The organism is Nocardia sp. NBC_00881 (assembly GCF_045207455.1).
Taxonomy (GTDB): domain Bacteria; phylum Actinomycetota; class Actinomycetes; order Mycobacteriales; family Mycobacteriaceae; genus Nocardia.
The window spans coordinates 2,319,197-2,342,655 of sequence record NZ_CP108798.1 but is presented as its reverse complement, the minus strand read 5'-3'; the positions used below and the strand labels follow the sequence as shown (position 1 = coordinate 2,342,655).

Below are 23,459 nucleotides of genomic sequence, written 5' to 3'. Positions count from 1 at the left end.
TGCCGGGTCGGTGCACCGTCGATCGGCCCGGATCGTGGAAGAGAAACTCTGGGCCGTGCCGCCTCGCCACCGAGTGGGGCGCGGTCGCCAGTCAGTGCCGAGTCATCCCAAACGGGTGAAGTGCCCGGCCGCGCGGTGGGAGGAGATTCGAAAGGCGTCCACTACTTCCCGAGAAAGGGGGCGACCGATGACGCACATGACCGAACCGCGCCAACATCCCGTGCGCCAGGGTTTCGCGGCGGGCACGTCCATCGCTGCCGCGATTCTTTTGCTGACCGTCGGTGTTCTGTCGATCTTCGAGGGCATCTCCGCCGTCGCCGAGGACGCCTTGCTCGTCGTTGGGCCGGATTACGCCTACAAGTTGAACACCACCGGATGGGGCTGGGTCCATATCGTGCTGGGCATCCTGCTCATCATCGCCGCGTTGGGATTGATGACGGGCGCCACCTGGGCCCGGGTCGCTGCGATCTGCGTCGCGGCCTTGTCGATTCTCGGAAACTTCATGTGGCTGCCGTACTACCCGGCCTGGTCGATCCTGGTGATCGCGTTGAACGTCGTGGTGATCTGGGCCATTGCCACATGGAAGCCAGAGGCGATCTGACGGGTATCCACTGACAGCGCTCGCACGGTGTCCCGCTTCCTGCCGAGGCCGCGCGGCGTACCGACCGCATAGCGGTGCGGAGAGCTGGATCGACGCAATAGGCCCGAACTCCGTGCCGTCGGGCAGGCGTGGTTGAGTGGTCGGCGAGGCAGGCAAGAGATTTCGAGAGCATCATCGTCGACCACGAGCCGGCCGTGCCCGCCCACGGTCCACTCCTGGGTGCGTGCCGGCGAAATCCTGCGCTGGCCCGGGCCGAGGTCCGCCCTCTGATCTGAAACGCCGTTGACCCGGTCCAGCTCGGCGGCCCGGCAGCCACGTTCGAGCAAATCGATGATGCCCGAAACCCAGCCCAGCGGCGTTCAGCACCGAATGTCTTGTGGCGCTTGCCGGAGTGTGGCAGGCGAGATCAGGTACGCGGAGGGTGGCCACCGCGGCCTGGTTGGCTCTCGGTGCGGGTTCAGGGCAGCGCGGAGATACCGCGGCGTGGCGATGGGAAGGGGTCTACTGTGGGTAACCACACCAAGCAGTCCGCCGTAATGGTGGTGATGATGCCCACGGATGTGGTGCGACCGGCCTCTGTGTTCGACGATTTCGCCGCTGTGGCAGGCACGTGGGTGTCGAAGGGCTTGTTCTTCGTGCTGGCCGTCGCGCTGGTGCTGACGTGTGCGGTGAGTTTGGTGTTCGAACGCGACGTCGAGAACTGGCCACGGCTGCTCACCACCGCGACGACGATAGTCACGTTCGTGCTCGTCGCCCTGTTGCACAACGCGCACAGTCGCGCGACCTATGCGATGCAGGTCAGACTCAACGCGCTCGCGAACGCGCTGTCGGTCGTGAAAGGCGAGACCGACTCCGCGCTCTGCTGTCGCGGCGAGGAGCGATTCGTCGGGGGCGGTCTGGTGCGCGACGGCAGATCGGCCTAGCCGTCCGTCCGGTGCGCGGGCCTGCCGCCGTAGCCCGAGTTCCGCGAGACCTCCTAGCGGGCCAGCGCCTTTCCGATGTCTGTAACAGTTCGGGGTCTGGTGGCGAGAAACAACCATCCTTGAATGACAATTCAGCGCAAGCTTCTGTGACGGACACGATCTCGATGTTGTTGTGCTGGTAGACCAGCGAGACGACTATGAACCTACTCCGCATGCGCGCAGACGCGCGCGACCCCAAGCGCTACCTCTGGGTCCTGGGATTGATTGCTCCGGCGTGCGCACTGCTTCCCTCACAGGCGGTGGCGCGCACGGGGCTGGAGGTGTTCTGGTGGATCGGGCCGTTCATCGTACTGGTGCTGATCCCGATCCTGGACTGGGTGGTCGGGGAGGATGGCACCAATCCTCGCGATGAGGACTACGAGCTGTTGTCGAACGACCGTTACTACCGCTGGTGTACCTACCTCTTCCTGCCGATGCAGTTCGTCGGTCTGTTCATCGCCGGATATCTGTGGGCCGGTGGCGAGCTGAGCCTGTTGGACAAGCTCGGACTGGCCGTGACCCTGGGTTTCGTGTCCGGCATCGGCATCAACGCCGCACACGAACTGGGGCATCGGTCCGAACGTCTCGAACGGTGGCTGGCGAAGATCGCGCTTGCGCAATCCGGGTACGGGCATTTCTTCGTCGAACACAACCGTGGCCATCACGTGCGAGTGGCCACACCCGAAGATCCGGCCAGCGCCCGGTTCGGCGAGTCGCTGTGGGCATTCCTGCCGCGCAGCATGGTCGGCGGGTTTCGCTCGGCGGTGGCCTTGGAACGTGAGCGTCTTGCCCGAACGGGAAAACCCTGGTTCAGCAGGGGGAATCACATTTTGCATGCCTGGGCGATGAGCGTGGTGCTGTTCGGCACGCTCATCCTGATCTTCGGAGTCGGCATTGTCCCGTTTCTGGCGCTCCAGGCACTGATCGGTGCCGGGCTGCTGGAGACGGTGAACTACGTCGAGCATTACGGGCTGCTGCGCCCGCGCCGCCCCAATGGCCACTACGTACGGTGCTCGCCACGCGACAGCTGGAACAGCGACCGTCTGATCACGAATCTCTTTCTGTTCCACTTGCAGCGCCACAGTGACCATCACGCCAACCCCGGTCGCCGCTACCAAACCCTGCGCAGCTCCCAGCAGGCGCCGCAACTTCCGGCCGGCTACGCCACCATGGTCCTACTCGCCGCCGTGCCTCCGCTGTGGCGCGCGGTCATGGACCACCGCGTGCTGGCCCACTATGGCGGGGATATCACACTGGTCAACGCCAAACCACGGACCCGACGTCACCGGGTGACCGTGGGGCCCGCCGGGGCGGCCGCCACCTGGCGCGGACGTCCGGACCGGACAGGTGCCGGCAGCGCCGGGCCGTGACGTCCGGCGCGAAGAAGCTGCGCGCGAGGCCGAGCGGCCCGAGAACGAGGGTGGCGACGGCCTTTCGGGGTAGGCGCAGAAAGCGGAGCCCGAGGCTGCCTTCGGCTGGGCCTCGCGAAACCGCAGTACGGCACGAACCGTGGGGGCGAGCCACCGTTGGTAAAGCCGATCTTCCCCAGGGCTGACCGGAGCATTGGTGTACGCCGCAGTGTGAGAAGGGCCCCGGCGTTCCGGGCGGCGCAACAGATCTGTTATCTACTGGCTACGATTGTTTTTTCGCCTGTACGCGCTCGGTAACCGTGAAGGGATTATCTCTATGGCACGCAAGGTCGTCGTGACCCTGGTCGATGACTACGACGGCAAGTCTCAGGCCGAAGAAACGGTGTCATTCGCCGTGGATGGCGCGGCTTACGAGATGGACTTGTCGGGGGACAACGCCGGGCAGTTGCGGGTGTTCTTCGAACAGTGGATTCCGTACGCCCGTAAGGTCGGTCGCGCACGTCGGGGCCGGGGCGGTGCTTTGCGGTCGGCGACCGATCGGGAGCAGGCCACGGTCATCCGGGAGTGGGCGCGCAAGAACGGCATGGATGTGTCGGCCCGCGGGCGGATCTCGGCCGACGTTGTGGAGGCGTACAAGAAGGCCAACGGGTAGCGCTGGAAGCAGTAGCGGCGAAGCGGTCCGCACTCCGGCGGGCTAGGTAGCCGTGCGGTGCGGGTTCGCGGCCACGAAACCGTCGTACGGTGGGGAGCACATCGCACCGTCGCCGGCTGCCGACCGGTCGCAATCCGCCGACCGGGATTCCGCCTATCGCGATAACGGCGCCGGACCGGGGTAAGCGACCACCATGAAGGTCACGATGGGCACTCGGCCACACAACCTGCCGCGGCCGCGAGGCGAGCTGTCGGACGCAGTGCTGGAAGTGTTGCGTGGGGTGCCCGGTGGGCCCATGCCCCGGTTCAGGTCTGTGGACCCGTACGGCGAGGACCTGCACCTGGCGTTGCACACCTGCTATGAGCTGCACTATCACGGCTTCGCGCCAGTGGATTCCGGGTGGGAATGGGACCCGGGTCTACTGGCTCTGCGCGCCTCGATGGAACAGGAGCTTTTGTGTGCTCTGCGCGACGACGTGCCCGGCGGGACGGATCTCGATGGTGAGCTCGATCAGCTGCTGGTTACGCCCCCGGAGCCGTCCGGCCCCAGCCGGTATCTCCGCGACGAGGGCGAATGGTGGCACATGCGCGAGTACTTCGTACACCGGTCGATCTTTCACCACAAGGAAGCCGATCCCTACGCGTGGGTGATCCCGCGGTTGCGCGGTCAGGCCAAGGCTTCCCTGGTCGCGGTCGAATTCGACGAGTTCGGAGGTGGGCGGGGCGAACGCGTGCACGCGCAGCTGTACGCCGACCTGATGGCGGGTGCCGGGCTGAACGATGAGTACCTGCATTACCTGGACCTGGTGCCCGCGCCGATGCTCGCGGTAGTGAACATGATGTCGCTGTTCGGCCTGCACCGGTCGCTTCGCGGTGCGCTGGTCGGTCACTTTGCGACCGTCGAGATCACCTCGCCCCCGGCTGCGCAGCGGCTGGTCGACGCCCTGGAACGCCTCGACGCCGACCCGGCCTGCGTGCTGTTCTACCGCGAGCACGTCGAGGCCGACGCCGTGCACGAGCAGGTGATGCGCAACGACGTGATCGGTACGCTGATCGCGCGGGAACCCGAGCTGACGGAGTCGATGGTGTTCGGCATCCAGGTGACGAACCTTCTCGAGGACCGCTTCGCCGACCACGTCCTCGGCTGTTGGCGCGCGGGACGCAGCTCGTTGCGCGACAGCGATTAACGCGATCGATCCCGGCTATCCCTTGCTTGTGATATCGAGCAGGGACCCCTGGGGTTTAGTGCCGGCAGCTCGATACCTGGTTGGGCGGGTGGACTGACCAGGCGTCGACGGCACTGACCGAGCTCGGCGAGGAACAGGAAGATCTGGTGATGATCCGTGCCGACCGAATCCGACAATAAGCGGCGGAGAGTAACCCTCACCGCCGATGGTCCCGCCTTGGTCGAGGGGCCGGTCGACCTGGTGACCGCGGACGGCACGACGATCCACTGCGACCGGTTCCTGGTCGCCATTTGCCTGTGCCGACGATCGAAGAACTATCCGCTGTGCGACACCAGCCACCGCAAGCATCGCCGCCCCCCACCGTGAACGGAGCGCACGGAGCTCAACGGCGGCCCGTCCCGAGCGTCTCGGCGGCGACGAGCAGCCACTCGACGGCGCACTCGATCGTCTGTTTCAACACCCGTTCGGGATCGCCGTCGTATTGGCGATGCCATGCGCGCACGTCGGTCTCGGTGGCCACCGCGAACCAGACCGAGCCCGCGGGTTCGCCGTCCTGCGCGTCCGGCCCGCCGACACCTGTCACCGCCACCGCGACGCCCGACTCCAGCAACGCCCGAACGCCCTCGGCCATCGCTTCGGCCGCGGTCCGCGATACCACGGGCACGTCGGGTACACCGAGGACTTTTCGCTTGACCTCCGAGCTGTAGGCCACAACACCGCCACGGAACCAGCGTGCGGATTCCGGCGCTGCCCCCAGCGTGGCGGCGAGCCGACCTGCCGTGAGCGATTCCGCGACCGCGACCGTGATCCCGGTCCGCCGCGCCAGTTCGGCCAGTTCGTGTGCGTAATTGTCGGCGGGGGCCATCGCTTTCCCTTCTGCGCCGCGGCTCCGACCACGATACGACCGCACGGCGCGGATCCGGTACGGCGTTCGCTCGCGCCTCTGGGGTTTCGCCGACAAGGTGGTGGGAATGTCGGCAGAACCAGCCCGATAGTGTTCCGAATGCGAGGGAGAAGCAGATGACTACCGACGCGATCGTGCTGCTGCGTGACGACCACAAGGCGATTCGCAAGCTCTTCCGGGAGTTCGAGCGAGCGCGCCACGACGCACACGCCAGCAAGGGAAGCCTGGTTGACAAGATCATTTCAGCGCTCACAGTGCACACCTATCTCGAGAACGAATGCATGTACCCCGAGGTCCGTAGACTTGTCCCGGAACTGGAGGACGACATCCTGGAGTCCTACGAGGAGCATCACGTCGCCGACGTGCTGGCGACGGAACTGGCGACGATGAAGCCCGAGGACGAACACTTCACCGCGAAAGCCGCCGTGCTGATCGAAAACGTCGACCACCACATCGACGAGGAAGAGAACGCGTGGTTCCCGAAGGTGCGAGAACGCCTGGGCCGCAAGCAACTACAGGAAATCGGAGCGCGAATGCTGGAGCTGAGGAAGGAGGCACCGACCGCACCGGCCCAACCCTCGGCGCTGAAGAAGACCGTCGACGCCGTCCTGGCCTGATTGCGCCGAGCCCGTGTGTCGGCGCGGTCGAATCGACGTCTCAACGATAGGACGGGTACTGCTGCGCGCCGAGCACTTTCGCGAGGTGCGCGGCGTTTCTGGCGAGCGCTCCGGTCGCCGAGGCCACCGCCTCCGGCACTGAATCGAGATCCTGATAGTCGGTGCCGCCCATGGCTTGGTCATTCCCGCGACCGTGGCCACTTTGCCGACCATGGCTGGGCGATCCTCGTCATCGGTGTTGGACAACTCGGCGTCCAATCGCTCCAGCACGCGCTGGGCGACCGAGGACATATGCCCGACCCAGGTCGGGGTCGAGACCAGCAGGATGTCGGCGGCGGCGATCTGCTCGCGCACGAGCGGCCAGTGATCTCCCGGTCCTTCGTCGGCACCCACACCGGGAAGAATATCGTGGTCGACGACCCGGACCACCGTGCCTTTGACGTCGTGCTCACCCAGTGCGTCCAGCACCTGTCGGGCGATGACCTCACTACTGGAGGGGGCGGGCGACTTCTTCAAGGTGCACACGAGTGCGACGGCGCTCGATGCGGCCATCGGGAAACCTCCTGGATTGCTGAGACATTCGGATCAGGTGCCGGCCACGACACGAATCGTGCGCAGTCGCGAGTCCGCGGCGTCGGGCACGTTCATACCCGCGTCCAGACCGGTGCGCAGGTAGTCGACGACGGCCGCGTCCAGCACCTCGCCCGGCACGGCCACAGGGATGCCCGGGGGATACGGCGTGAGCTGCTCGGCGGCGATCCGGCCCGCGGCCTCCTCGGCGGGCACCGCTTCGACGGGCCCGAAGAACGCGTCGCGAGGCAGCATCGCGGTCTCCAATTCCAGGTCGGATGGCGAGGGCAGCGCTATGCGCGGCGGCGCGGGATCGTGCAGTTGTCCGCGCCAGGCCTCGATCGCGTCGATCAGGGTGTCGATGGTGCTCTTGTCGTCGGCCATGGACAGTGTGGCGAGCAACCGGCGGTGGTCGGTGAGGCCCATGTCGAGACGGCGGTGCTCGCGTAGCCAGTCCGCCGCCTGGTAGCCGCTGGCCCCGGTGCCGGACACATCCATCAACACCTGCATGCGGTCCAGATCATGGGAGGCCTCGGCGCAGAGCAGCTCCTTCTCGAGCACCGCGATGCCGGGAATCTCGGCCAACCGCCGCCTGGCTTCCTCGGCGACGCGCAACGCCGACTCGAGCAGCTCGTGTCCGTGCTGGACCATCTGCCTGCGCCAGCCGTCCAGCGCCGCGTAGACCAGCACGTTCGGGCTGGTCGTCATCAGCAGGTCGGCGCATTCGCTGAGCCTGGCCGGATCGATCAGGCCGCCTTGCAGATGAAAAACCGAGCCCTGTTCGAAGCCCGCGCCCATCTTGTGCACGCTGACCACGCAGACATCGGCGCCCGCGTCCATCGCCCAGGTCGGCAGGTCCTCGTGAAACGGCAGATGGGCCCCCCAGGCTTCGTCGACGATCAGTGGTTTGCCGCGTTCGTGGCAGACCTCGGCGACACCGGCGATATCCGCGCAGGTGCCGTACGGACTCGGGCTCACAATCAACGCGCCCGCCGCGTCCGGATGCTGCTCCCATGCCTGGCGTACATCCTGCGGGGAGGGCGGATGCGAGAAATGTTGGGCGGCATCCCATCTCGGGGTGATCCAGCGCGGCAGAACGCCCGAGAAGATCAGCCCTGCCACGATCGACTTGTGGCTGTCGCGCGCGACGAGCAGGCCGCCGTCCTGTCCACCCGCGACCGCCATCATGGCCGCCTTGACCGATAGCGAACTTCCGCACGTGGAGAAGAACGCGGTTTCGGCGCGCACCGCGTCGGCCATGAGCGCTTCGGCCCGAGCGAGGTATCCGCTCCGCGACAGGCGGTCGTCCAGGCCTGCTGTGAGCAAGACATCGGACTCGAACGCGTCCCGCCCGATCACCTCGAGAACGCGCTCGTCGGTACCTCGTCCTTGCCGGTGCCCTGGCGGTGTGAACCCGTACCTGCCGAGGCGGTGATAGTCGGCCAGCGCTTCCACTAGCGGAGCTCTTGTGTGATCCACGACTACGCCTTACCCAGAATCGGCGGCGGCACACTCCCGCTCCTCAGCCACGAGTTGCGACCCTCACGACAGCCGCCGGATGCGCCGGCAGCCGCGGTTTCGAAAAGGGGTTGGTGGAAAGGCGGATCGACCTCCGTGCCCACCCGGTGGGCCCCTCCGGTAGACCCGGGGCGGTCGTTTCGAGCGCGGGCGCCCGGGTAGGTCGGGAACGTACTCAATCCCTTGACCGAGGAGCACACGTATGAAGGCTGTGACATGGCAGGGACGACGTAAGGTCGCGGTGGAGTCGGTGCCGGATCCCCGGATCGAGGAGCCGACCGACGCGATTATCGAGGTCACCTCCTCCGGGATCTGCGGATCGGATCTACACCTGTACGAAATACTCGGGGCATACATGAGCAGTGGCGATGTGCTAGGTCACGAGCCGATGGGCTACGTGGTCGAGACCGGTTCGGCCGTCACCGGCCTGCAGCGCGGCGACCGGGTGGTGGTGCCGTTCCAGATCAGCTGCGGTGACTGCTTCATGTGCCGCACCGGTCTGCCGACCCAGTGCGAGACCACGCAGGTACGCGAATACGGAAGCGGTGCAGCGTTGTTCGGGTATTCCAAGCTCTATGGGCATGTGCCGGGCGGGCAGGCCGAATACTTGCGGGTACCCCACGCCGATGCCACACACATCAAGGTGCCCCAAGGGCCCGATGACGCACGGTTCCTCTACCTGTCCGACGTGTTGCCGACGGCGTGGCAGGCGGTGGAATACGCCTCGGTGCCGCCGGGCGGTTCGGTGGCGGTCCTCGGTCTCGGCCCGATCGGGGATATGGCCTGCCGCGTTGCCGCGCACCGGGGATTCCGCGTGATAGGCGTCGATCGGGTGCCGGAACGGCTCGCGCGGGTCGCGGACCGCGGCATCGAGGTGATCGACTTCAGCGCGGTCGACCAGCCGCTCGGCGACATCATCCGGGAGTGGACCGACGGTCGCGGCACCGACGCGGTGATCGATGCGGTCGGCATGGAGGCTCACGGATCGCCGATCGCGTCGATCGCACAGCGGTCGGCCGCGTTCCTGCCGGATCCGGTGGCACAGAAAGTGATGGACACCGCGGGGATCGACCGTCTCGCGGCATTGAACTCCGCGATCGACATCGTTCGTCGTGGCGGCACGATCTCGGTGGTCGGCGTCTACGGCGGGATGGCCGACCCGATCCCGATGCGGGTGTTGTTCGACAAGCAGGTTCAACTGCGGATGGGCCAGGCGAATGTCAAACGGTGGGTCGATGACATCCTGCCGTTGCTCGGGGACGGAGATCCGCTCGGTGTGGAAACTTTTGCCACCCACCGCCTTCCGCTGTCCGCGGCGCCGGAGGCCTACGCGAACTTCCAGCACAAGTCGGATGGGGCGGTGAAGATCGTGCTCGAACCCAGTGCCTCGAGCTGATCCGTCTTCTCCGCCGAGAAACCGACCTGGAATAGGGTTCGACACCGTATCTTTCGACGGCTGTTTGTGGAATGCGCCCCGGGGTAGCTGCCAAGTATGGGCTTTTCACTACGCGGAGTTGTCTCGTCATGGTGGTTGGAGGAGCCGACAGCCGTGGCGACGGGGGCGGTACGCACCGGCGCGCTGCTCGGCCTCGCGCTGACCGCCAAGGCCGCGCAGGCGCCGCTGTACGCCGTCGAAGCAGGCGCGCGGGCGAGCGCGTCACTGCTGGACCTGGGGCGCGAAGTCGATCTGCGGGAAGAGGTCGCGGCGCTGGTCGATCCGCATACACGGCGGTCCCGCCGCCGGGTGGAGGTGCACGAGGATCGCGCGACGGTGGAGGTGCGCGGCCTGGACTCAGGCAAGAGCCGGGCCGTCGGGCGGGCGCTGCAGAAGCAGTTGAATCGACGCCGCGCCGTGCGCTGGTGGCGGGTGAACGCGGTGACCGGGCGTGTGGTTGCCGCGCTCGCGCATGGCTCCGCGGACCTGCCCGACCTGTTGGCGGCCATCGAGTCGGTGGAGGCCGACGCCGCGGTAACGGACCTGGACTGGAGCCGCGCCGCCGAATACCCCGCCGATCGAGAGCCGCTGGTGGCGGCAGGGATCCAGGTCGCGGGCGATGTGTGCGCGATCGGGCTGTGCGCCGCGGGGGCGGTGCTGCCGTTGCGCCGCCCGGCGAGGGCGTTGCGCGCGGCGGCGGCGTTCACCGATACCCAGCCGCGTGTGCGTGGTCTGCTGGAGGAGCGGCTCGGCCGTGCCCGGACCGATCTATTGCTCAGCACGGCCAACGCTGTCGGCAACGCTCTCGGCAACAGCGCCGCCGAAGGGACAGCCAATTTGATCATCGACACCGTGCAGCGAAGCATGATGCTGGCGGAGGCGTTGGCCAGGTACGCGCAATGGCGGCTCTGGGAGGCCGACATGGGCAGTCGCCCCGCAGAGGTCTCCGAGCCACTGCCCGCACACTCCCGCGTGGTGGAGATGCCGCGGGGACCGGTCGAACGAGTAGCGGACGAGGCGGCCGCGGGCTCGCTGGTCGGCGCGGTGACCACCGTACTCGGCGGACGCGGCCTCGCCGACGCGGCGGACGCGCTGGAATTGGGTGCGCCGAAGGCGGCGCGGGCGAGCCGGGAGGCCTACAGCGCAGCGGTGTCGGTCCAGTTGGCTCGGGCGGGCGTGCTCACGCTGCACCCGGTGATCTGGCGGCGGCTGGATCGGGTGACGGCGCTGGTCGTAGACGGGGAGTCGCTGCTCACCTCGCGTAGGGTCGTGCTCGCCGCCGAATCGACCGACGAGGAGTGGTCGGTCGCCGACGTCTGGAGTGCGGGCCAGCGCCTGCTGCGGGCACCGGCCGCCGACGACACCACCGGCGGTGACTCGAGGCCGTCGCCGGCCGACACTGCCGGTCGCCGCTTCTCGCGCGGCGGTCGCACACTGCGACTGGTGCACGCCGGTACCGGAAACCCAGACCGAGGGGGGACGGTGCGCCCCGTGTGGCGAGACCTGCACGCGAACGGCAGACCGGTCGGGCGGGTCATGATCGGACGTGAACTCGACCGGCGAGCGCACGCGGTACTCGGCGAAGCACGCGGCGCAGGCCTGCGCGTGATCCTGGTCGCGAGTGCGGACGCAGCCGAGTTGCGTTCGGTGACGGACGAATTCGTCGCCCCTGGTCGCTCACTGAGCAAGCGGGTGCACGATTTGCAGCGCGACGGTCACGTGGTCGCCGTACTGAGCCCCCGTGCGCACAAGGCGCTGGCGTCGGCCGATGTGGCAATCGGGCTCGCGCGACGAGAGAACGGTGCGCCGCAAGTGCCCTGGACGGCCGACGCGGTCTGCCGTGACCTGAGCCAGGTGCATCGAGTTCTGGCCACCATTGTTCCGGCTCGGCAGGTGAGCGAGCGCGGCCGCTCGTTGGCCCTGTCGGCGGCGGCTCTCGGCGGTCTGCTGCTGGCCGTCGCGCCGTCGCGCCGCGGCCGGACCTCGCCCGTGACCGCCGCGCACTACACCGGCCTGCTGACCGGCGCGTACAGCGGATGGCGGGCGGTGCGCAGCGGCCCGCAAGCCACGCTAGCGCCGCTGCTGCCCTGGCATGCGCTCGAACCCCACGAAGTGCTGAGCCGATTGCCCGAGCCGAGCCCGCCGGACGACCGCGCCGAGCCCGCACCATCGGGCCATTTCCCGGGGTTCCCGGCGTTTACCTCCGCAGCGTCGTTCCTTGGTCATCTGCGCCGTGAACTGGCTGATCCGCTCACCCCTATCCTCGGGGTCGGCGCGGTCGCCACCGCGATCCTCGGCGCGCCGTCGGACGCGGTGCTGCTGTCTTCCGTGCTCGCGGTGAACGCGGTGGTCTCCGCTCGGCAGCGCCAGCGTGCGGAGGGCGCGCTGCTCCGGCTGTTCGAGGGAGAGCAACTCACCGGCCGCCTGATCGATCGCGCCGCGACGCACGAGGACGAGCCACACGAACGCATCGTGCCCGCGGACCTGCTCACCATCGGGGACGTGCTGGTGGTGCGTCCAGGGGATGTGGTTCCCGCCGATGCGCGTCTGCTCCGCGCGGACGACTTGGAGATGGACGAATCCGGCCTGACCGGTGAATCGGTGACCGTCGAGAAGCAGCTCGCCGCCACGCCCGGCGCGGTACTGGGTGAACGCGCCTGCATGGTCTTCGAAGGCAGCACCGTGGTCAACGGCACCGGCTGCGCGGTTGTCGTGGCCGTCGGCGCCGAAACCCAGGCCGGGCGTGCCACCGCAGGCGCCATTCCACCCGAAAAGGGCGGTGTGCAAGCGCAATTGCGGCGACTGACCGACCGCGCGTTGCCGATGACATTGACCGGCGGCGGCATCGTCACCGCGTTGGGAGTGCTTCGGGGCAGGGTGCTGCGGACCGCGATCGCCGACGGGGTAGCGGTCGCGGTCGCGGCGGTGCCAGAGGGTTTACCGCTGGTGGCCACGGTGGCTCAGCTCGCGGCCGCGCGCCGACTCTCCCGGCACGGCGTGCTGGTCCGCGCCAGCCGGACCGTCGAGGCGCTGGGCCGGGTCGACACCCTCTGCTTCGACAAGACCGGCACGCTCACCGAAGGGCGGCTGCGTCTGACCACGGTCGCCGACCTGGAGGGGCGGTGGTCCCCGGACGCCGACACCGACGACGCCCGCCGACTGCTGCGCGCGGCAGCCCGTGCCTGTCCCGATCCCGCCGAAGGCCCGGTCGTGCACGCCACCGACCGCGCGGTGCTGGACGCCGCAGACGATGTCCTCGACGACGACGCCCGCCGCTGGGATCCGATCGAGGAGATCCCCTTCGAGTCCAACCGCGGGTACGCCGCCGTCCTCGGCCACACCACGCGCAAGCTGCGACTGATCGTGAAGGGCGCACCCGAGGTGGTCCTGCGGCGCTGCACCCGGGTGCGGCTGCGCGGCACGGACAGCGCACCGCTCGACGACCGGACACGCGATCGCGCCGAGCGGGCGGTTCGTGATCTCGCCGAGCAGGGTCTGCGCGTGCTGGTGGTGGCGCGCCGGGACCTGCGCAGCGAACCCGATGACGTGGAGGGGATGGTCGGCAACCTCACGCTGCTCGGCTTCCTCGGACTTGCCGACACGCCGCGCCCGCAGACCCTTCCCCTCGTCGCTGCCTTGCAACGCAACGACATCAGCGTCCGCATGATCACCGGCGACCACCCGGTGACAGCCGCGGCGGTCGCCAGGCAACTCGGCATCGCGGCGGGCGACGTGATCACCGGCGCCGATCTGGATGGTCTGGACGACACCGCGCAGGCAGAGCTGATCGAACGCGGCACCGTCTTCGCCCGGGTCGGCCCCGAACAGAAGGTGCGGATCGTGGCGGCGCTTCGACACGCGGGCCACGTGGTCGGCATGACGGGCGACGGCAGCAACGACGCCGCCGCGATCCGCACCGCCGACGTCGGAATCGGTGTCGCCGCCCAGGGTTCGGCCGCCGCACGCAATGCCGCCGACTTGGTACTCACCCGCCCCGACCCGCTGGCTCTGTTGCATGCGCTGCTGGAGGGTCGCGGCATGTGGCAGCGGGTCACCGACGCCGTCGGTGTCCTGGTCGGCGGCAACGCGGGCGAGGTAGCGTTCACGCTGTACGGCACCGCCCTCAGCGGACAGGCACCGCTGCGAACCCGCCAGTTCCTGCTGGTGAACATGCTGACCGATATGTTCCCCGCCCTGGCACTTGCGCTGTCTCGGGACCGAGACTCGGTCGATCCGGGTGACGCGGACGATCCGCCGGCACAGGCGCAGCGGCTGGCCGAACAGCTCGCCGAGATCCCCCCGGCGCACCTGGGCGCTGACCTGGTACGCGGCCTTGCCGTGCGGGGAGTCGCGACGACCGTCGGCGCTTCGGTCGCCTGGACCATCGGCCACTACACCGGCACCCGCCGCCGGGCCGCCACCATCGGCTTGGTCGCCCTCATCGGCACCCAGCTCGGACAGACATTGCTCTCCGGATACCGCAGCCCGCTGGTGTGGATCACGACCGCGGCCAGTGGAGCGGTGCTCGCCGCCGTGGTGATGACACCGGGGCTGGGCACGTACTTCGGATGCAGGCCTTTGGGGCCGGCGGGGTGGACAACGGCGATGACCTCCGCGGCGGCGGCCACCGCCGGCGCGGCGTTCCTGCCTCGGCTCCTGCCTACGCCGGTCGCGGACTAGGCCAGATCGCGGATCGGCGTGCTGATTCAGGGTCGTATCGGGTCACAGTATCGACACCGCGATCGCGACCGCGGCCACGAGAAAGACCAGAACCAGCACAGCGGTGAGGATCAGCGCCGCGATGCCGGTGACGGGGAAGTGATGTCTGGTGCTTGGCTCCGGCGCGGACAAACCCGAGGTCTGTGGTGTGTCCGGCGGAGTCGACCCTGGCGGCACTGCGCCGCCGGGTTCCAGGTCAGGAGTTTTCCCGGGATCGGGATCCATCGCGGACATGTGCGCCACCTATTCGCCGTCGTTTCCAGGTATTTCGGGTGAATCAGGTCGCTTGCCGAACCTTTTGCGATACAGAATCACCGCGCCGACCAGCACCGCGAGTCCGATTATCACCAACAGTTCCATGCCGGGGAGCTACCCAGTATCCGGAGCGCCAATCGACCGGCAGCCCCGGCTCTCCAAGGGCGCGGACTTTTTCTGCGGCGAAGACGGAGTACCTGTTCGATATGGTCGTCGACCTGAATCCGCAGCTGAACATCGGCCATGGTTCGTTCGGTCAGCGGGTTCTGTTCGGTCGGCCGGAGGATCGTTCGAAGGACCGATCCTGCGCGGCCCAGTGTTGGCGGGTGGCGGCGACTGGGCCCTGTTCCGTCCCGACGGAGCGCTGATACTCGATGTCCGACTGACATTGCGGACCCACGACGACGCCCTGGTGCCCGCTCTTCGAGACGGCGAAGCAGTACGCGTGGCTCAACGACATTGTCTGCGTCGGGTCGGGGTACCTGATCGAAGGCGGAATCGCGTACAGGGTCTCCCAGGTTGTTCGCTCTCTCGATTCCAGCGCGCATCGTTCCAGGTGATCATCGCCGCGCAGCTCCATTACCCGAGAGGTAATGGTCGAGGCCGCTTGTCGTTCGTAGGATCGAGGGAGTGATTACCCCAACGGTCGGTGACCTACTGCGACATTGGCGTCTGGAGCGCAGGCTGAGCCAGCTGGAGTTGGCCGGGCGCTCCGACACCTCGGCACGGCATCTGAGCTTCATCGAGACCGGACGCGCCACGCCGAGTCGAACCATGATCGTGCACCTGTCCGAGCACCTGGAGATCCCGTTGCGGGAACGCAACCGCGTGCTGCTCGCCGCGGGCTACGCCCCCGCCTACGCGGAACCCGCCCTGGACACGGCCGCCATGGACGCGGTCCGCGGCGCCATGCGCCAGATCCTGGCCGGACATGAGCCCTTCCCGGCGCTGGCCATCGATCGGAACTGGACGATGATCGACGCGAACGGCGGCGTGGGACTGCTGCTCACGGGCATCGACCCGGCGCTGGCGACCCCGCCGGTGAACGCCCTGCGCCTGAGCCTGCATCCCGACGGGATGGCCGGCCGCATCACCAACCTCGCCGAATGGCGCGGCCACATTTTCGCCCGTCTGGCACGGCAGGCCCAGATCACCGGTTCCGCGGAACTGGCCGATCTACTCGACGAGCTGCGCTGCTATCCCGGTGGCGAGGTCGAGCTGTCCCTGCCTGAACCCGATCAGGCAGTTGTCCCGCTGCGGATCGAGCACGATGGGGCGGAGCTCTCGTTCCTCAGCGTCACGACAGTGTTCGGCACTCCGATGAACGTCACGGTCGCCGAACTGGCCATCGAGTCGTTCTTCCCCGCCGATGAGGACACCATGAAGCGTCTGACCGCGAACGCCCGATGAAGCTCTCCGAGCGTCTCGCCTCCCGCCTCGGCCCGGTCCGCCGCGTCACCGACCTCGGCTCGCGCCACGCATGGACGCTGCACCGGGCCGAATTGCTGGACGGCAGAACCGTTTTCGTCAAAGCCTCGGCAGCGTCGACGTCGGTTTTCACAGCGGAGGCCGCGGGGCTTGCCTGGCTTGCGGATGCCGATGCCGACCCTGGCGCTGAACGCCGGTCTGGCCCGGACGAGCCGGTGCTTGGTTCGACTTCGATCCACGACGGCGATCCGGGCGTTGCCGATTCCGGCAGTGCCCGTCCGAACACGACCGCGGAGCGCGGAACGATGCCCCTGCCGCAGGTGCTTGCCGCCGACGATCGGATGCTGGTGCTGCCATGGCTGGCAGAAGTCGGGCCGACACCCGCGGCCGCCGAGCGATTCGGGCGCGAACTCGCCGCATTGCACGCGAAGACGCCTGGACGGTTCGGTGCACCGTGGCCGGGCTGGATCGCGACGCTGCCACTGTCCAATACCCCGACGGCCGGACCATGGTCGCAGTGGTACGCCGAGCATCGCCTCGCACCGTATCTGCCCCGCGCGGCCGCGCACCTGGGCGAGGCCGGAGTCCGCCTGCTGGAGCGCGTCATCGACCGCATCGATGCTCTGGCCGGTCCCGCGGAACCCCCGGCGCGCATCCACGGTGACCTGTGGTCGGGCAACCTGCTGTGGACCGTCGAGCGCGTGCTGCTCGTCGACCCCGCGGCCCACGGTGGCCACCGGGAGACCGACCTCGCGATGCTCGCGCTCTTCGGCGCGCCGCACCTGGATCGCATCGTCGCCGCATATCACGAGACGTATCCGCTTCCCGAGAGGTGGCGAGCGCGCATTCCGCTGCACCAGTTGCATCCCCTGTTGGTGCACGTCGTGCTGTTCGGTGCGGACTACCGCACCCAGACTCTCGCGGCGGCCACGGCGGCCCTCGCCGAATAGCGCCGAGACGGTCGAATGCGCCCAGGTGTTCGGGCATCCAGGTGTTCGGGCATCCACGTGCGCGGGTGCGGTCGGCCATCCGTGTCGACGTGCTTGTCCTGCCGATACGGGGCAGTTTCGAGGTGGTCGATCTCCGCTCATCCCCGACGAACCGTTGCCGACGCTGTCCCAGTGCTCAGCCGTTGACCCGCGCGATGACCTTCTCCGCGAATCGGGACAGGTTGGCGATCTTCGTGTCCAGCGGCTCGGTGTCCTGCTCGGTGGTGTAGGGCAGCCGGAACCCGACGATCACGTCGGTTACGCCCTTGTCCTCCAGACGTTTGATCCCGTCGACAGTGAATCCGTCCAGCGAGATGACATGCACCTCGAAGTCCTTGCGTGTTCCGTACTCGGCCCGCAGGGCGTCGAGTTCGACCAGCAGCCGGTCGAGTTCGGCGCCGCCGCCGCCCGCGTGCATCCATCCGTCGCCGCGCTGCGCGGCGCGCCGCAGCGCAGGCTTGCTGTGCCCGCCGATCAGGATCGGCAGCGGGTCGGTGGGCACCGGGCTGATCTTGATCGGCGGAATGTCGTAGAACGCGCCGTGGAATTCGAAGTAGCCGCCCGCCGACAGTCCGCGCACGATGTCGATGCACTCGTCCATGCGTGCACCGCGCTTGTCGAACGGCACGCCCATGATCTCGAAATCGTCCGGCCACGGACTGATTCCGACGCCGAGCCCGAACCGGTTGCCGCTCAGCGCGGCGACCGAGGCGGCCTGCTTGGCTACCAGCACCGGGGGGCGGATCGGCAATTTCACCACGAACGGCGTGAAGCGTAACGTGGTCGTCACCGCCGCCATCGCCGCGCTCAGGACGAACGCCTCGATAAACGGCTTGTCTTCCAGGAACTCCCGGTTCCCGTCGGGGGTATAGGGGTATTTCGCGTCCGATTCCTTCGGATAAGCCACGCTGTCCGCCACCGACATCGAGGTGTATCCCACCTCTTCGGCGGCCTTGGCCAGTGGCAGGTAGTACGACGGGACGGTCATGGTCTCGGCGTAAGTGAAACGCATGTCAGTCGCCTTCCTGGCGCGTCGAGCGCGCCGTTCGGGCCCGGCGCGGTGCCCGCGAAACGAACTCCAGCTGCTGGCCGCCCGCGTAGCCGAGCGTGACACTGATCGTGTAATCAGCTGGTGCGCCGCGTAATTCGCACTCCTCCGGACCGAAGTGCACATCTGGAACGGTGAACCAGCTCGAGACACCGTACCGCTCGGTGAACACTCGCTGAGCTGCGGCGATATCCCGAACACCCAGCACAGCTGGAAGATCGGGCCATGCGCGATCATCGGCGTGCTCGGGTTCGGCTCATGGGACGCGCTATATCTTCGCCGGATCCAGCTGCGGATCGCCGGGCAACGAACCCGGGCTCAGGCGAGCCATCACAGTGTGCATTTCACGCTCGATGACCGAGGCGACATGATCCAGGCCAGCGAGACGGAGCTCGGCGATTCGCTCACGTATCGCATCGATGCCGAATTCGACTGCTACATCTTCGAGCCCGAGGCGGTGACCGCGCCGTTCGGTACCGTCGGCTGCCTGCCGTCTGTTCGGGGGCGACAACAGCATCCCGCTTGCCTCCTCGGACTCTCCGCGATTTCTCTACTGGACCCGCTCCAGTCTAGGGATGATGTTCATGCATCTGCAAGAACATCCGGGAGGAACGCCCTGACGGGAACCCTTTCAGGCTCAGCGAGGTGGTTTGCCCGTCAACCTCTGTCTCGCTCATTCCGGCTTCGGCAACCGCGGGGTGTGCGCGTGCGCGTCGACTGCCGCGAGGCCCGACAGGGCGATGGTGGTGATAAGACGTTGGGCGGGCGGCACGTCAGTCGCAGATAGTGAGCCGGTCCAGTAGCTGCTCCACGTTGGCATGGAGATCTGTTGCGGCGTCGGGTTCGCCGCCGAGTTTGCGGAGCAGCGCTTGCTGGAACATACCGTCGAAGACTGCGTAGGCGATGCCAGGGGATACGGCGGGAGTCGTGTCGGCGAGTTCGGTGTAGCGGCTGACGACGCGCCAGATCATGTCTTCACGACGCTGGTCGATCTCGAGCACGTCGTCGCGGAAGGACTCCTCGAACAGGCTCTGGTTGCGCAGGTCGTACCAGAGTCGGTGGAGGTGGGCGTCGGTATCGAGGGTGGCGGCCATGGCTGCGGCGAAGCCGTCGCGCAGTTCTTCGGAAGTCTGTGCGGCGGCGACGACTTCGTCGTAACGGGTCACGCAGAGGACCTCGTATTGACGGACCGCGTGGGTGATGAGGTCGTTCTTGTCGCTGAAGTAGTAGTGCAGCACGCCGTGGGAGAACTCGGAGTTCTGTGCGATCTCCCGCAGGCTGGTGCGGGCATAGCCGAGTTCGGCGAGGGTGTGCAGCGCCGTGGCGGCCAGCTGGGCTCGGCGCTCGCCGAACTTGTCGACCCGGCGGCGTGATATCCGCGCGCGGCTCGTCTCGACGATCTCGGTCACCGTGGACTTCTTCCCGTCTTCTCGCCCGCTGTCTGCGGGCACGCTTGCAGTTTATCGCGAGGTCGGCGCGGTCGTGCCGCGATGTTTTGACAGTCGTCAAGGAAAATCTTGACGACTGTCAAAATTTCTATAGGCTGTGATCCACGTCGCACTCTCCGGCCGGTCCAAGCGCGGAACCGGGTGAGGGTGGCGGCAGTCGAAGTGAACGTTCATCTCGAGGAGGAGATGTCGGATGAGTGGGTATGACCTGGTCGGACGCAAGGCATTGGTTACCGGTGGGGCGCGCGGGCTCGGGGCCGGGATGGCCGAGGCGCTGGCGCGTGCCGGTGCGGCCGTTGCCATCGGTGATGTCCAGGAAGATCTCGGGAAGGACACCGTCGAGTCGCTCCGCGGTTCCGGTGCCACCGTCGAGTTCGTTCCGCTGGACGTGACCGACGATGCCGCATGGGAGCAGGCCACAGCCAACGTCATCGATACGCTCGGCGGGCTGGATATCGTAGTGAACAACGCGGGAATCGAGATCACCAGTTTGTTCGTCGATCTCGATCCCAACGAGATTCGCCGCATGCTCGAGGTGAACGTGCTGGGCACCGCATTGGGCATCAAACATGCCTTCCGTGCGATGCGCCCGGGCGGTCCGGCGGGTCAGGGTGGGGCGATCGTCAATATCGCATCGGTCGCCGCGACCATCGCGTTTCCAGGCATTGCCGTGTACTCGGCGACGAAGTCGGGTGTCGATCGGCTCACGAGGGTCGCGGCCATGGAATCGGGCAAGCTGGGCTACGGCGTCCGCGTCAATTGTGTTTATCCCGGGCTCGTCCCCACCGCGATGGGCAGTCGGCTTGCCCAGGACGTGGCGGACATCGGGCTGTTCGGCAGTCCGGAAGAAGCGGTCGGCGCGGTCGTGGGACTGACTCCCCAGGGGCGGCTGGGCGAGGTTTCCGACATGGCCGATGCCGTGGTGTTCCTGGCTTCGGACGCGGCCCGCTTCATCACCGGAGTCGGCCTGCCGGTCGATGGCGGCATGGGCATGTGACCGCGGTCAGGCACACCGGCTAACACGAAAGGTTCGATATTCCATGAGCACTGACAAGCCCGTCATCGTCTACGGCGCCTCCGGCTACACCGGCCGGTTGGTGTGTGAATACCTGCGCGAGTTCAATGTCCCGTTCATCGCGGCTGGACGCGACAAGGTGCGCGTCCAGCAGGCAATGGACCAGATCCCCGGTATCGAGACCGCCGACTACGAGGTGGTCGAGGTCGCACACGAGGTCGCCTCGCTGACCGAGCTGTTCCGGGGAGCACGCGTCGTGTGCAATACGGTGGGGCCGTTCTCGCAGTATGGCCGGGAGGTTGTCGAGGCATGCCTCGATGTGGGGTGCCATTACCTGGACACGACCGGCGAACAGGACTGGCTGATCGACTGCGACGAGAACTACGGCCGGCGGATGGCAGACCAGGAACTGCTACTGTCGCCGGGGCTTGCGCATATGTATACGACGGGTGAGATCGCCGCCAATATCTGCCTGGAGACCCCTGGCCTGGATACCCTAGATATCCAGGTGTTCTGGAAGGGCTTCCCAACCATCGCGTCGACGCGGACCATCCTGGTCAACGCGGCGCTGTCGAAGGCCTACTACCTGGAGCAGAACCAGTACGTGGAATGGCCCGCCGATGCCGGACTGTACGACGTGGTGGTACCGGGGCAGCATCAGACCGAGCTGGCGCTGCCGTGGGGCGGCACCTCGCATCCGGTGTGGTTCAAACGCGACCCTCGGGTGGCCAACGTCAAAGTACTGGGTGGGGTCTTCAACCGGACGCTGATGCAGGGTGTACCACAGATCGTGGCGGGCGTCGTCGAACAGGTGAAGGATCTTTCGCGGGAACAGAAGTACAAGGTGCTCGCCGAGCATGCTGCGGGCGTGATGAACGAGATGCCGCCGCGAGAGAACCCGCGGATCAACACCTCCCTGGACTCGGTGTACGCGTCGGGTCCCTTGGGGCGCGCACACTGCGTCATCTACGGCAATTGCAACTACAAGCAAACCGGCCTGTTACAGGCGTACGCGGCGTACACGCTGCTGCAAACTTCGCCAAAGCGTGCCGGTTTCGCTTCCGGTTGCCAGGCGTTCGGCCATCGTGAGCTGCTGGGTGTGCTGCGCGGTTTCGGACTTGTCATGGAGCCGGTCCTGACTGTGCACAGCTGACCCAGCCCCGGCTGTTTTCGACGACACAAGGATACATTCGTGCGTTTGACCGACTACCTCGACAAGGGCGCCACACTCGGCGCGGCCGCACCCTGCCTGACTATGAACGGCCAGACGCTGACCTACGGCGCGGTCCAGCGGCTTTCCTGCCAGGTCGCTCGCGCGCTGGACCGGTCCGGGGTGCGTCCTGGCGAGAAGGTGGCGATACTGTCGGCCAATAACGCGGTCGCGTTCGGTTGCGTTTTCGGTATCGCGCGGGCGGGGGCGGTGTGGTGCCCGATCAATCCCCGCAACGAGGCCCACGAAAACCGGGACCTGCTGGACCTTTTCGACTGCACGTGCTTGATCTTCCAGGATTCGTTCGCGCCGCTGGTCGCCACGATCATCGGCGACCTGCCGAAACTGGTCACACTGATCAGTCTGGACGGCAGTGCGGTTTCCGATGCCGTCCCGTTCGACGAATGGATCCGCGGTATCGGGGACGAGCCGTGGCAGGCCGACCCGATCGATGACATCGCCCTGCTGGTCGGTACGGGGGGAACAACCGGGCGCCCCAAGGGGGTGGTGCTGACCGGGCACAATGTCGAGACGATGTCGGCGCTGACGCTGATGAGTTACCCCTTCGAGGGCCGCCCGCGCTACCTCGCGCTGGCGCCGCTGACCCACGCGGCCGGGGTGCTGTGTTTCCCTGTTCTGGCACTGGGTGGCGAGGTCGTCGTCATGCCCGCACCGGACCTGACGGAGTTCCTGTCGCTGGTGCCACGGCACCGGATCACGCACACCTTCCTGCCCCCGACCCTGATCTACCTGCTGCTGGATCATCCTGCACTCACCACAGCCGATCTGAGCTCCCTGCAATGCCTGTGGTACGGCGCGGCACCCATGTCGGTGGCTCGTCTCGAAGAAGCCCTCGGACGGATCGGGCCGGTGATGGCGCAACTGTTCGGGCAGTCCGAAGCGCCCATGATGATCTCGACTCTGGCGCCACGGCAACACTTCCGTGCCGACGGTTCCCTCGCCCGCGAACACCTGTCCTCGGTCGGACGGCCCACGCCGCTGACCCAAGTCGCGATCATGCACGACGACGGCACCCTGCTGCCCGCCGGGCGGCGCGGCGAGATCGTCGTCCGGGGTCCCCTGGTCATGGCCGGGTACTACAAGAATCCCGAAGCCACCGCCGATGTGGGCAGATTCGGTTGGCACCACACCGGCGACATCGGCTACCTCGACGAGGACAACTACCTCTACATCGTCGACCGGGCAAAGGACATGATCATCACCGGCGGATTCAACGTCTACTCCGCGGAGGTCGAGCAGACGTTGCTGGCCCACCCGGCGGTACAGGATTGCGCAGTAATCGGACTCCCCGATCCGAAATGGGGCGAGCGGGTGACCGCGGTGATCCAGACCCGCGCCGGCCACAGTGCCACCTCCGATGATCTCCGGGCTTTCGTCAGAGACCGCCTCGGCAGCGTGAAAACTCCCAAGCAAGTCGAGATCTGGCCCGACCTGCCCCGCTCCAAGATCGGCAAAGTGCTCAAGACCGATATCAAAGCTCAGCTCGGCTGACCGGGAACTGTGGGCACCGG

21 protein-coding genes and 3 pseudogenes are annotated in these 23,459 nt (G+C 67.1%); 16 read left to right on the top strand and 8 right to left on the bottom strand.

Features of this window, described 5'->3' with window-relative positions; all coding sequences use genetic code 11:
- The first annotated feature begins 187 nt into the window (after window positions 1-187).
- The 6 genes from OH799_RS09010 to OH799_RS08985 all read left to right on the top strand — a co-directional run bounded on the left by OH799_RS09010 (window position 188) and on the right by OH799_RS08985 (window position 5,137).
- The gene (locus OH799_RS09010) at window positions 188-601 is read left to right on the top strand and encodes a hypothetical protein (RefSeq protein ID WP_406277794.1); all 414 of its coding nucleotides are present in this window, start codon (window positions 188-190) and stop codon (window positions 599-601) included.
- 506 nt (window positions 602-1,107) lie between these two features.
- Window positions 1,108-1,524 (top strand): low affinity iron permease family protein, encoded by a 417-nt coding sequence (locus tag OH799_RS09005; RefSeq protein WP_406277791.1) that lies wholly within the window; start codon window positions 1,108-1,110, stop codon window positions 1,522-1,524.
- 212 nt (window positions 1,525-1,736) lie between these two features.
- A complete protein-coding gene (locus OH799_RS09000; RefSeq protein ID WP_406277788.1) occupies window positions 1,737-2,933 on the top strand; it encodes an alkane 1-monooxygenase in 1,197 nt (398 codons plus the stop codon).
- A 316-nt stretch (window positions 2,934-3,249) separates the two neighbouring features.
- Window positions 3,250-3,585 carry an Lsr2 family protein gene (locus OH799_RS08995; RefSeq protein WP_357267935.1) on the top strand — a complete coding sequence of 112 codons (336 nt, stop codon included), beginning with the start codon at window positions 3,250-3,252 and terminating at the stop codon, window positions 3,583-3,585.
- A 193-nt stretch (window positions 3,586-3,778) separates the two neighbouring features.
- Window positions 3,779-4,771, top strand: a complete 993-nt coding sequence (locus OH799_RS08990) for an iron-containing redox enzyme family protein (protein WP_406277785.1) — start codon at window positions 3,779-3,781, stop codon at window positions 4,769-4,771.
- A gap of 156 nt (window positions 4,772-4,927) precedes the next feature.
- Entirely contained in the window at window positions 4,928-5,137 is a 210-nt protein-coding gene (locus OH799_RS08985; RefSeq protein WP_406277782.1) for a CDGSH iron-sulfur domain-containing protein, read from the top strand.
- A gap of 16 nt (window positions 5,138-5,153) precedes the next feature.
- On the opposite strand, the gene OH799_RS08980 is transcribed toward OH799_RS08985, so the two are convergent.
- A complete protein-coding gene (locus tag OH799_RS08980) occupies window positions 5,154-5,636 on the bottom strand; it encodes a CinA family protein (protein ID WP_406277779.1) in 483 nt (160 codons plus the stop codon).
- Between the two features lie 155 nt (window positions 5,637-5,791).
- Between OH799_RS08980 and OH799_RS08975 the strand changes: the two genes are divergently transcribed.
- Window positions 5,792-6,292, top strand: coding sequence for a hemerythrin domain-containing protein (locus OH799_RS08975; protein ID WP_357267943.1), 501 nt, complete (start codon window positions 5,792-5,794; stop codon window positions 6,290-6,292).
- Between the two features lie 40 nt (window positions 6,293-6,332).
- On the opposite strand, the pseudogene OH799_RS08970 reads toward OH799_RS08975, so the two are convergent.
- Window positions 6,333-6,844: pseudogene (locus tag OH799_RS08970) on the bottom strand (flavodoxin family protein).
- A 33-nt stretch (window positions 6,845-6,877) separates the two neighbouring features.
- Complete coding sequence (locus OH799_RS08965; RefSeq protein ID WP_406277775.1) at window positions 6,878-8,341, bottom strand: aminotransferase class I/II-fold pyridoxal phosphate-dependent enzyme; 1,464 nt, start codon at window positions 8,339-8,341, stop codon at window positions 6,878-6,880.
- Window positions 8,342-8,582: 241 nt separating this feature from the next.
- Here OH799_RS08965 and OH799_RS08960 point away from each other — a divergent pair, with 241 nt between their 5' ends.
- Window positions 8,583-9,776 (top strand): zinc-dependent alcohol dehydrogenase, encoded by a 1,194-nt coding sequence (locus OH799_RS08960; protein ID WP_406277772.1) that lies wholly within the window; start codon window positions 8,583-8,585, stop codon window positions 9,774-9,776.
- Between the two features lie 153 nt (window positions 9,777-9,929).
- The gene (locus tag OH799_RS08955) at window positions 9,930-14,495 is read left to right on the top strand and encodes an HAD-IC family P-type ATPase (RefSeq protein WP_406277769.1); all 4,566 of its coding nucleotides are present in this window, start codon (window positions 9,930-9,932) and stop codon (window positions 14,493-14,495) included.
- Between the two features lie 42 nt (window positions 14,496-14,537).
- Here the strand turns inward: OH799_RS08955 and OH799_RS08950 are convergent, their stop codons facing one another.
- Window positions 14,538-14,768, bottom strand: a complete 231-nt coding sequence (locus OH799_RS08950) for a DUF6480 family protein (RefSeq protein WP_406277766.1) — start codon at window positions 14,766-14,768, stop codon at window positions 14,538-14,540.
- Between OH799_RS08950 and OH799_RS08945 the strand changes: the two are divergent.
- The 4 genes and pseudogenes from OH799_RS08945 to OH799_RS08930 all read left to right on the top strand — a co-directional run.
- Window positions 14,767-15,192: pseudogene (locus tag OH799_RS08945) on the top strand (DUF3237 family protein); the annotation flags it as partial. The gene OH799_RS08950 and the pseudogene OH799_RS08945 overlap by 2 nt on opposite strands.
- Window positions 15,193-15,217: 25 nt before the next feature.
- Window positions 15,218-15,349 (top strand): annotated as a pseudogene (locus OH799_RS08940) (hypothetical protein); the annotation flags it as partial.
- A 70-nt stretch (window positions 15,350-15,419) separates the two neighbouring features.
- Window positions 15,420-16,199: a helix-turn-helix domain-containing protein gene (locus tag OH799_RS08935; protein ID WP_406277762.1), complete on the top strand. Its 780-nt coding sequence runs from the start codon at window positions 15,420-15,422 to the stop codon at window positions 16,197-16,199.
- Window positions 16,196-17,167, top strand: coding sequence for a fructosamine kinase family protein (locus tag OH799_RS08930; RefSeq protein WP_406277759.1), 972 nt, complete (start codon window positions 16,196-16,198; stop codon window positions 17,165-17,167). Before OH799_RS08935 ends, OH799_RS08930 begins: the two co-directional genes overlap by 4 nt.
- Before the next feature lie 175 nt (window positions 17,168-17,342).
- Here OH799_RS08930 and OH799_RS08925 read toward each other — a convergent pair whose 3' ends face one another.
- From OH799_RS08925 to OH799_RS08910, 4 genes are all read right to left on the bottom strand, one after another.
- Window positions 17,343-18,218 (bottom strand): TIGR03619 family F420-dependent LLM class oxidoreductase, encoded by an 876-nt coding sequence (locus OH799_RS08925; RefSeq protein WP_406277756.1) that lies wholly within the window; start codon window positions 18,216-18,218, stop codon window positions 17,343-17,345.
- A gap of 1 nt (window position 18,219) precedes the next feature.
- On the bottom strand, window positions 18,220-18,462 hold the full coding sequence (locus OH799_RS08920) for a hypothetical protein (RefSeq protein WP_406277753.1): 243 nt from the start codon (window positions 18,460-18,462) through the stop codon (window positions 18,220-18,222).
- A 60-nt stretch (window positions 18,463-18,522) separates the two neighbouring features.
- The gene (locus tag OH799_RS08915) at window positions 18,523-18,771 is read right to left on the bottom strand and encodes a hypothetical protein (RefSeq protein ID WP_406277750.1); all 249 of its coding nucleotides are present in this window, start codon (window positions 18,769-18,771) and stop codon (window positions 18,523-18,525) included.
- A gap of 256 nt (window positions 18,772-19,027) precedes the next feature.
- Window positions 19,028-19,663, bottom strand: a complete 636-nt coding sequence (locus OH799_RS08910) for a TetR/AcrR family transcriptional regulator (protein ID WP_406281928.1) — start codon at window positions 19,661-19,663, stop codon at window positions 19,028-19,030.
- A 232-nt stretch (window positions 19,664-19,895) separates the two neighbouring features.
- Between OH799_RS08910 and OH799_RS08905 the strand changes: the two genes are divergently transcribed.
- Genes OH799_RS08905 through OH799_RS08895 form a run of 3 tightly spaced genes read left to right on the top strand, consistent with a single transcriptional unit; the run spans window position 19,896 to window position 23,439 of the window.
- Window positions 19,896-20,699: an SDR family NAD(P)-dependent oxidoreductase gene (locus OH799_RS08905; RefSeq protein ID WP_406277747.1), complete on the top strand. Its 804-nt coding sequence runs from the start codon at window positions 19,896-19,898 to the stop codon at window positions 20,697-20,699.
- Between the two features lie 43 nt (window positions 20,700-20,742).
- Window positions 20,743-21,870: a DUF5938 domain-containing protein gene (locus OH799_RS08900; RefSeq protein WP_406277744.1), complete on the top strand. Its 1,128-nt coding sequence runs from the start codon at window positions 20,743-20,745 to the stop codon at window positions 21,868-21,870.
- Between the two features lie 39 nt (window positions 21,871-21,909).
- Window positions 21,910-23,439, top strand: coding sequence for an AMP-binding protein (locus OH799_RS08895; protein WP_406277741.1), 1,530 nt, complete (start codon window positions 21,910-21,912; stop codon window positions 23,437-23,439).
- The last annotated feature ends 20 nt before the right edge of the window (window positions 23,440-23,459 follow it).

Bases quoted from the DNA above. Each gene is read 5' to 3' on its own strand.
- OH799_RS09010 (WP_406277794.1), top strand. From the start codon at position 188: ATGACGCACATGACCGAACCGCGCCAACATCCCGTGCGCCAGGGTTTC.
- OH799_RS09000 (WP_406277788.1), top strand. From the start codon at position 1,737: ATGCGCGCAGACGCGCGCGACCCCAAGCGCTACCTCTGGGTCCTGGGA.
- OH799_RS08995 (WP_357267935.1), top strand. From the start codon at position 3,250: ATGGCACGCAAGGTCGTCGTGACCCTGGTCGATGACTACGACGGCAAG.
- OH799_RS08990 (WP_406277785.1), top strand. From the start codon at position 3,779: ATGAAGGTCACGATGGGCACTCGGCCACACAACCTGCCGCGGCCGCGA.
- OH799_RS08980 (WP_406277779.1), bottom strand. From the start codon at position 5,636: ATGGCCCCCGCCGACAATTACGCACACGAACTGGCCGAACTGGCGCGG.
- OH799_RS08975 (WP_357267943.1), top strand. From the start codon at position 5,792: ATGACTACCGACGCGATCGTGCTGCTGCGTGACGACCACAAGGCGATT.
- OH799_RS08960 (WP_406277772.1), top strand. From the start codon at position 8,583: ATGAAGGCTGTGACATGGCAGGGACGACGTAAGGTCGCGGTGGAGTCG.
- OH799_RS08950 (WP_406277766.1), bottom strand. From the start codon at position 14,768: ATGTCCGCGATGGATCCCGATCCCGGGAAAACTCCTGACCTGGAACCC.
- OH799_RS08930 (WP_406277759.1), top strand. From the start codon at position 16,196: ATGAAGCTCTCCGAGCGTCTCGCCTCCCGCCTCGGCCCGGTCCGCCGC.
- OH799_RS08925 (WP_406277756.1), bottom strand. From the start codon at position 18,218: ATGCGTTTCACTTACGCCGAGACCATGACCGTCCCGTCGTACTACCTG.
- OH799_RS08915 (WP_406277750.1), bottom strand. From the start codon at position 18,771: ATGCTGTTGTCGCCCCCGAACAGACGGCAGGCAGCCGACGGTACCGAA.
- OH799_RS08905 (WP_406277747.1), top strand. From the start codon at position 19,896: ATGAGTGGGTATGACCTGGTCGGACGCAAGGCATTGGTTACCGGTGGG.
- OH799_RS08900 (WP_406277744.1), top strand. From the start codon at position 20,743: ATGAGCACTGACAAGCCCGTCATCGTCTACGGCGCCTCCGGCTACACC.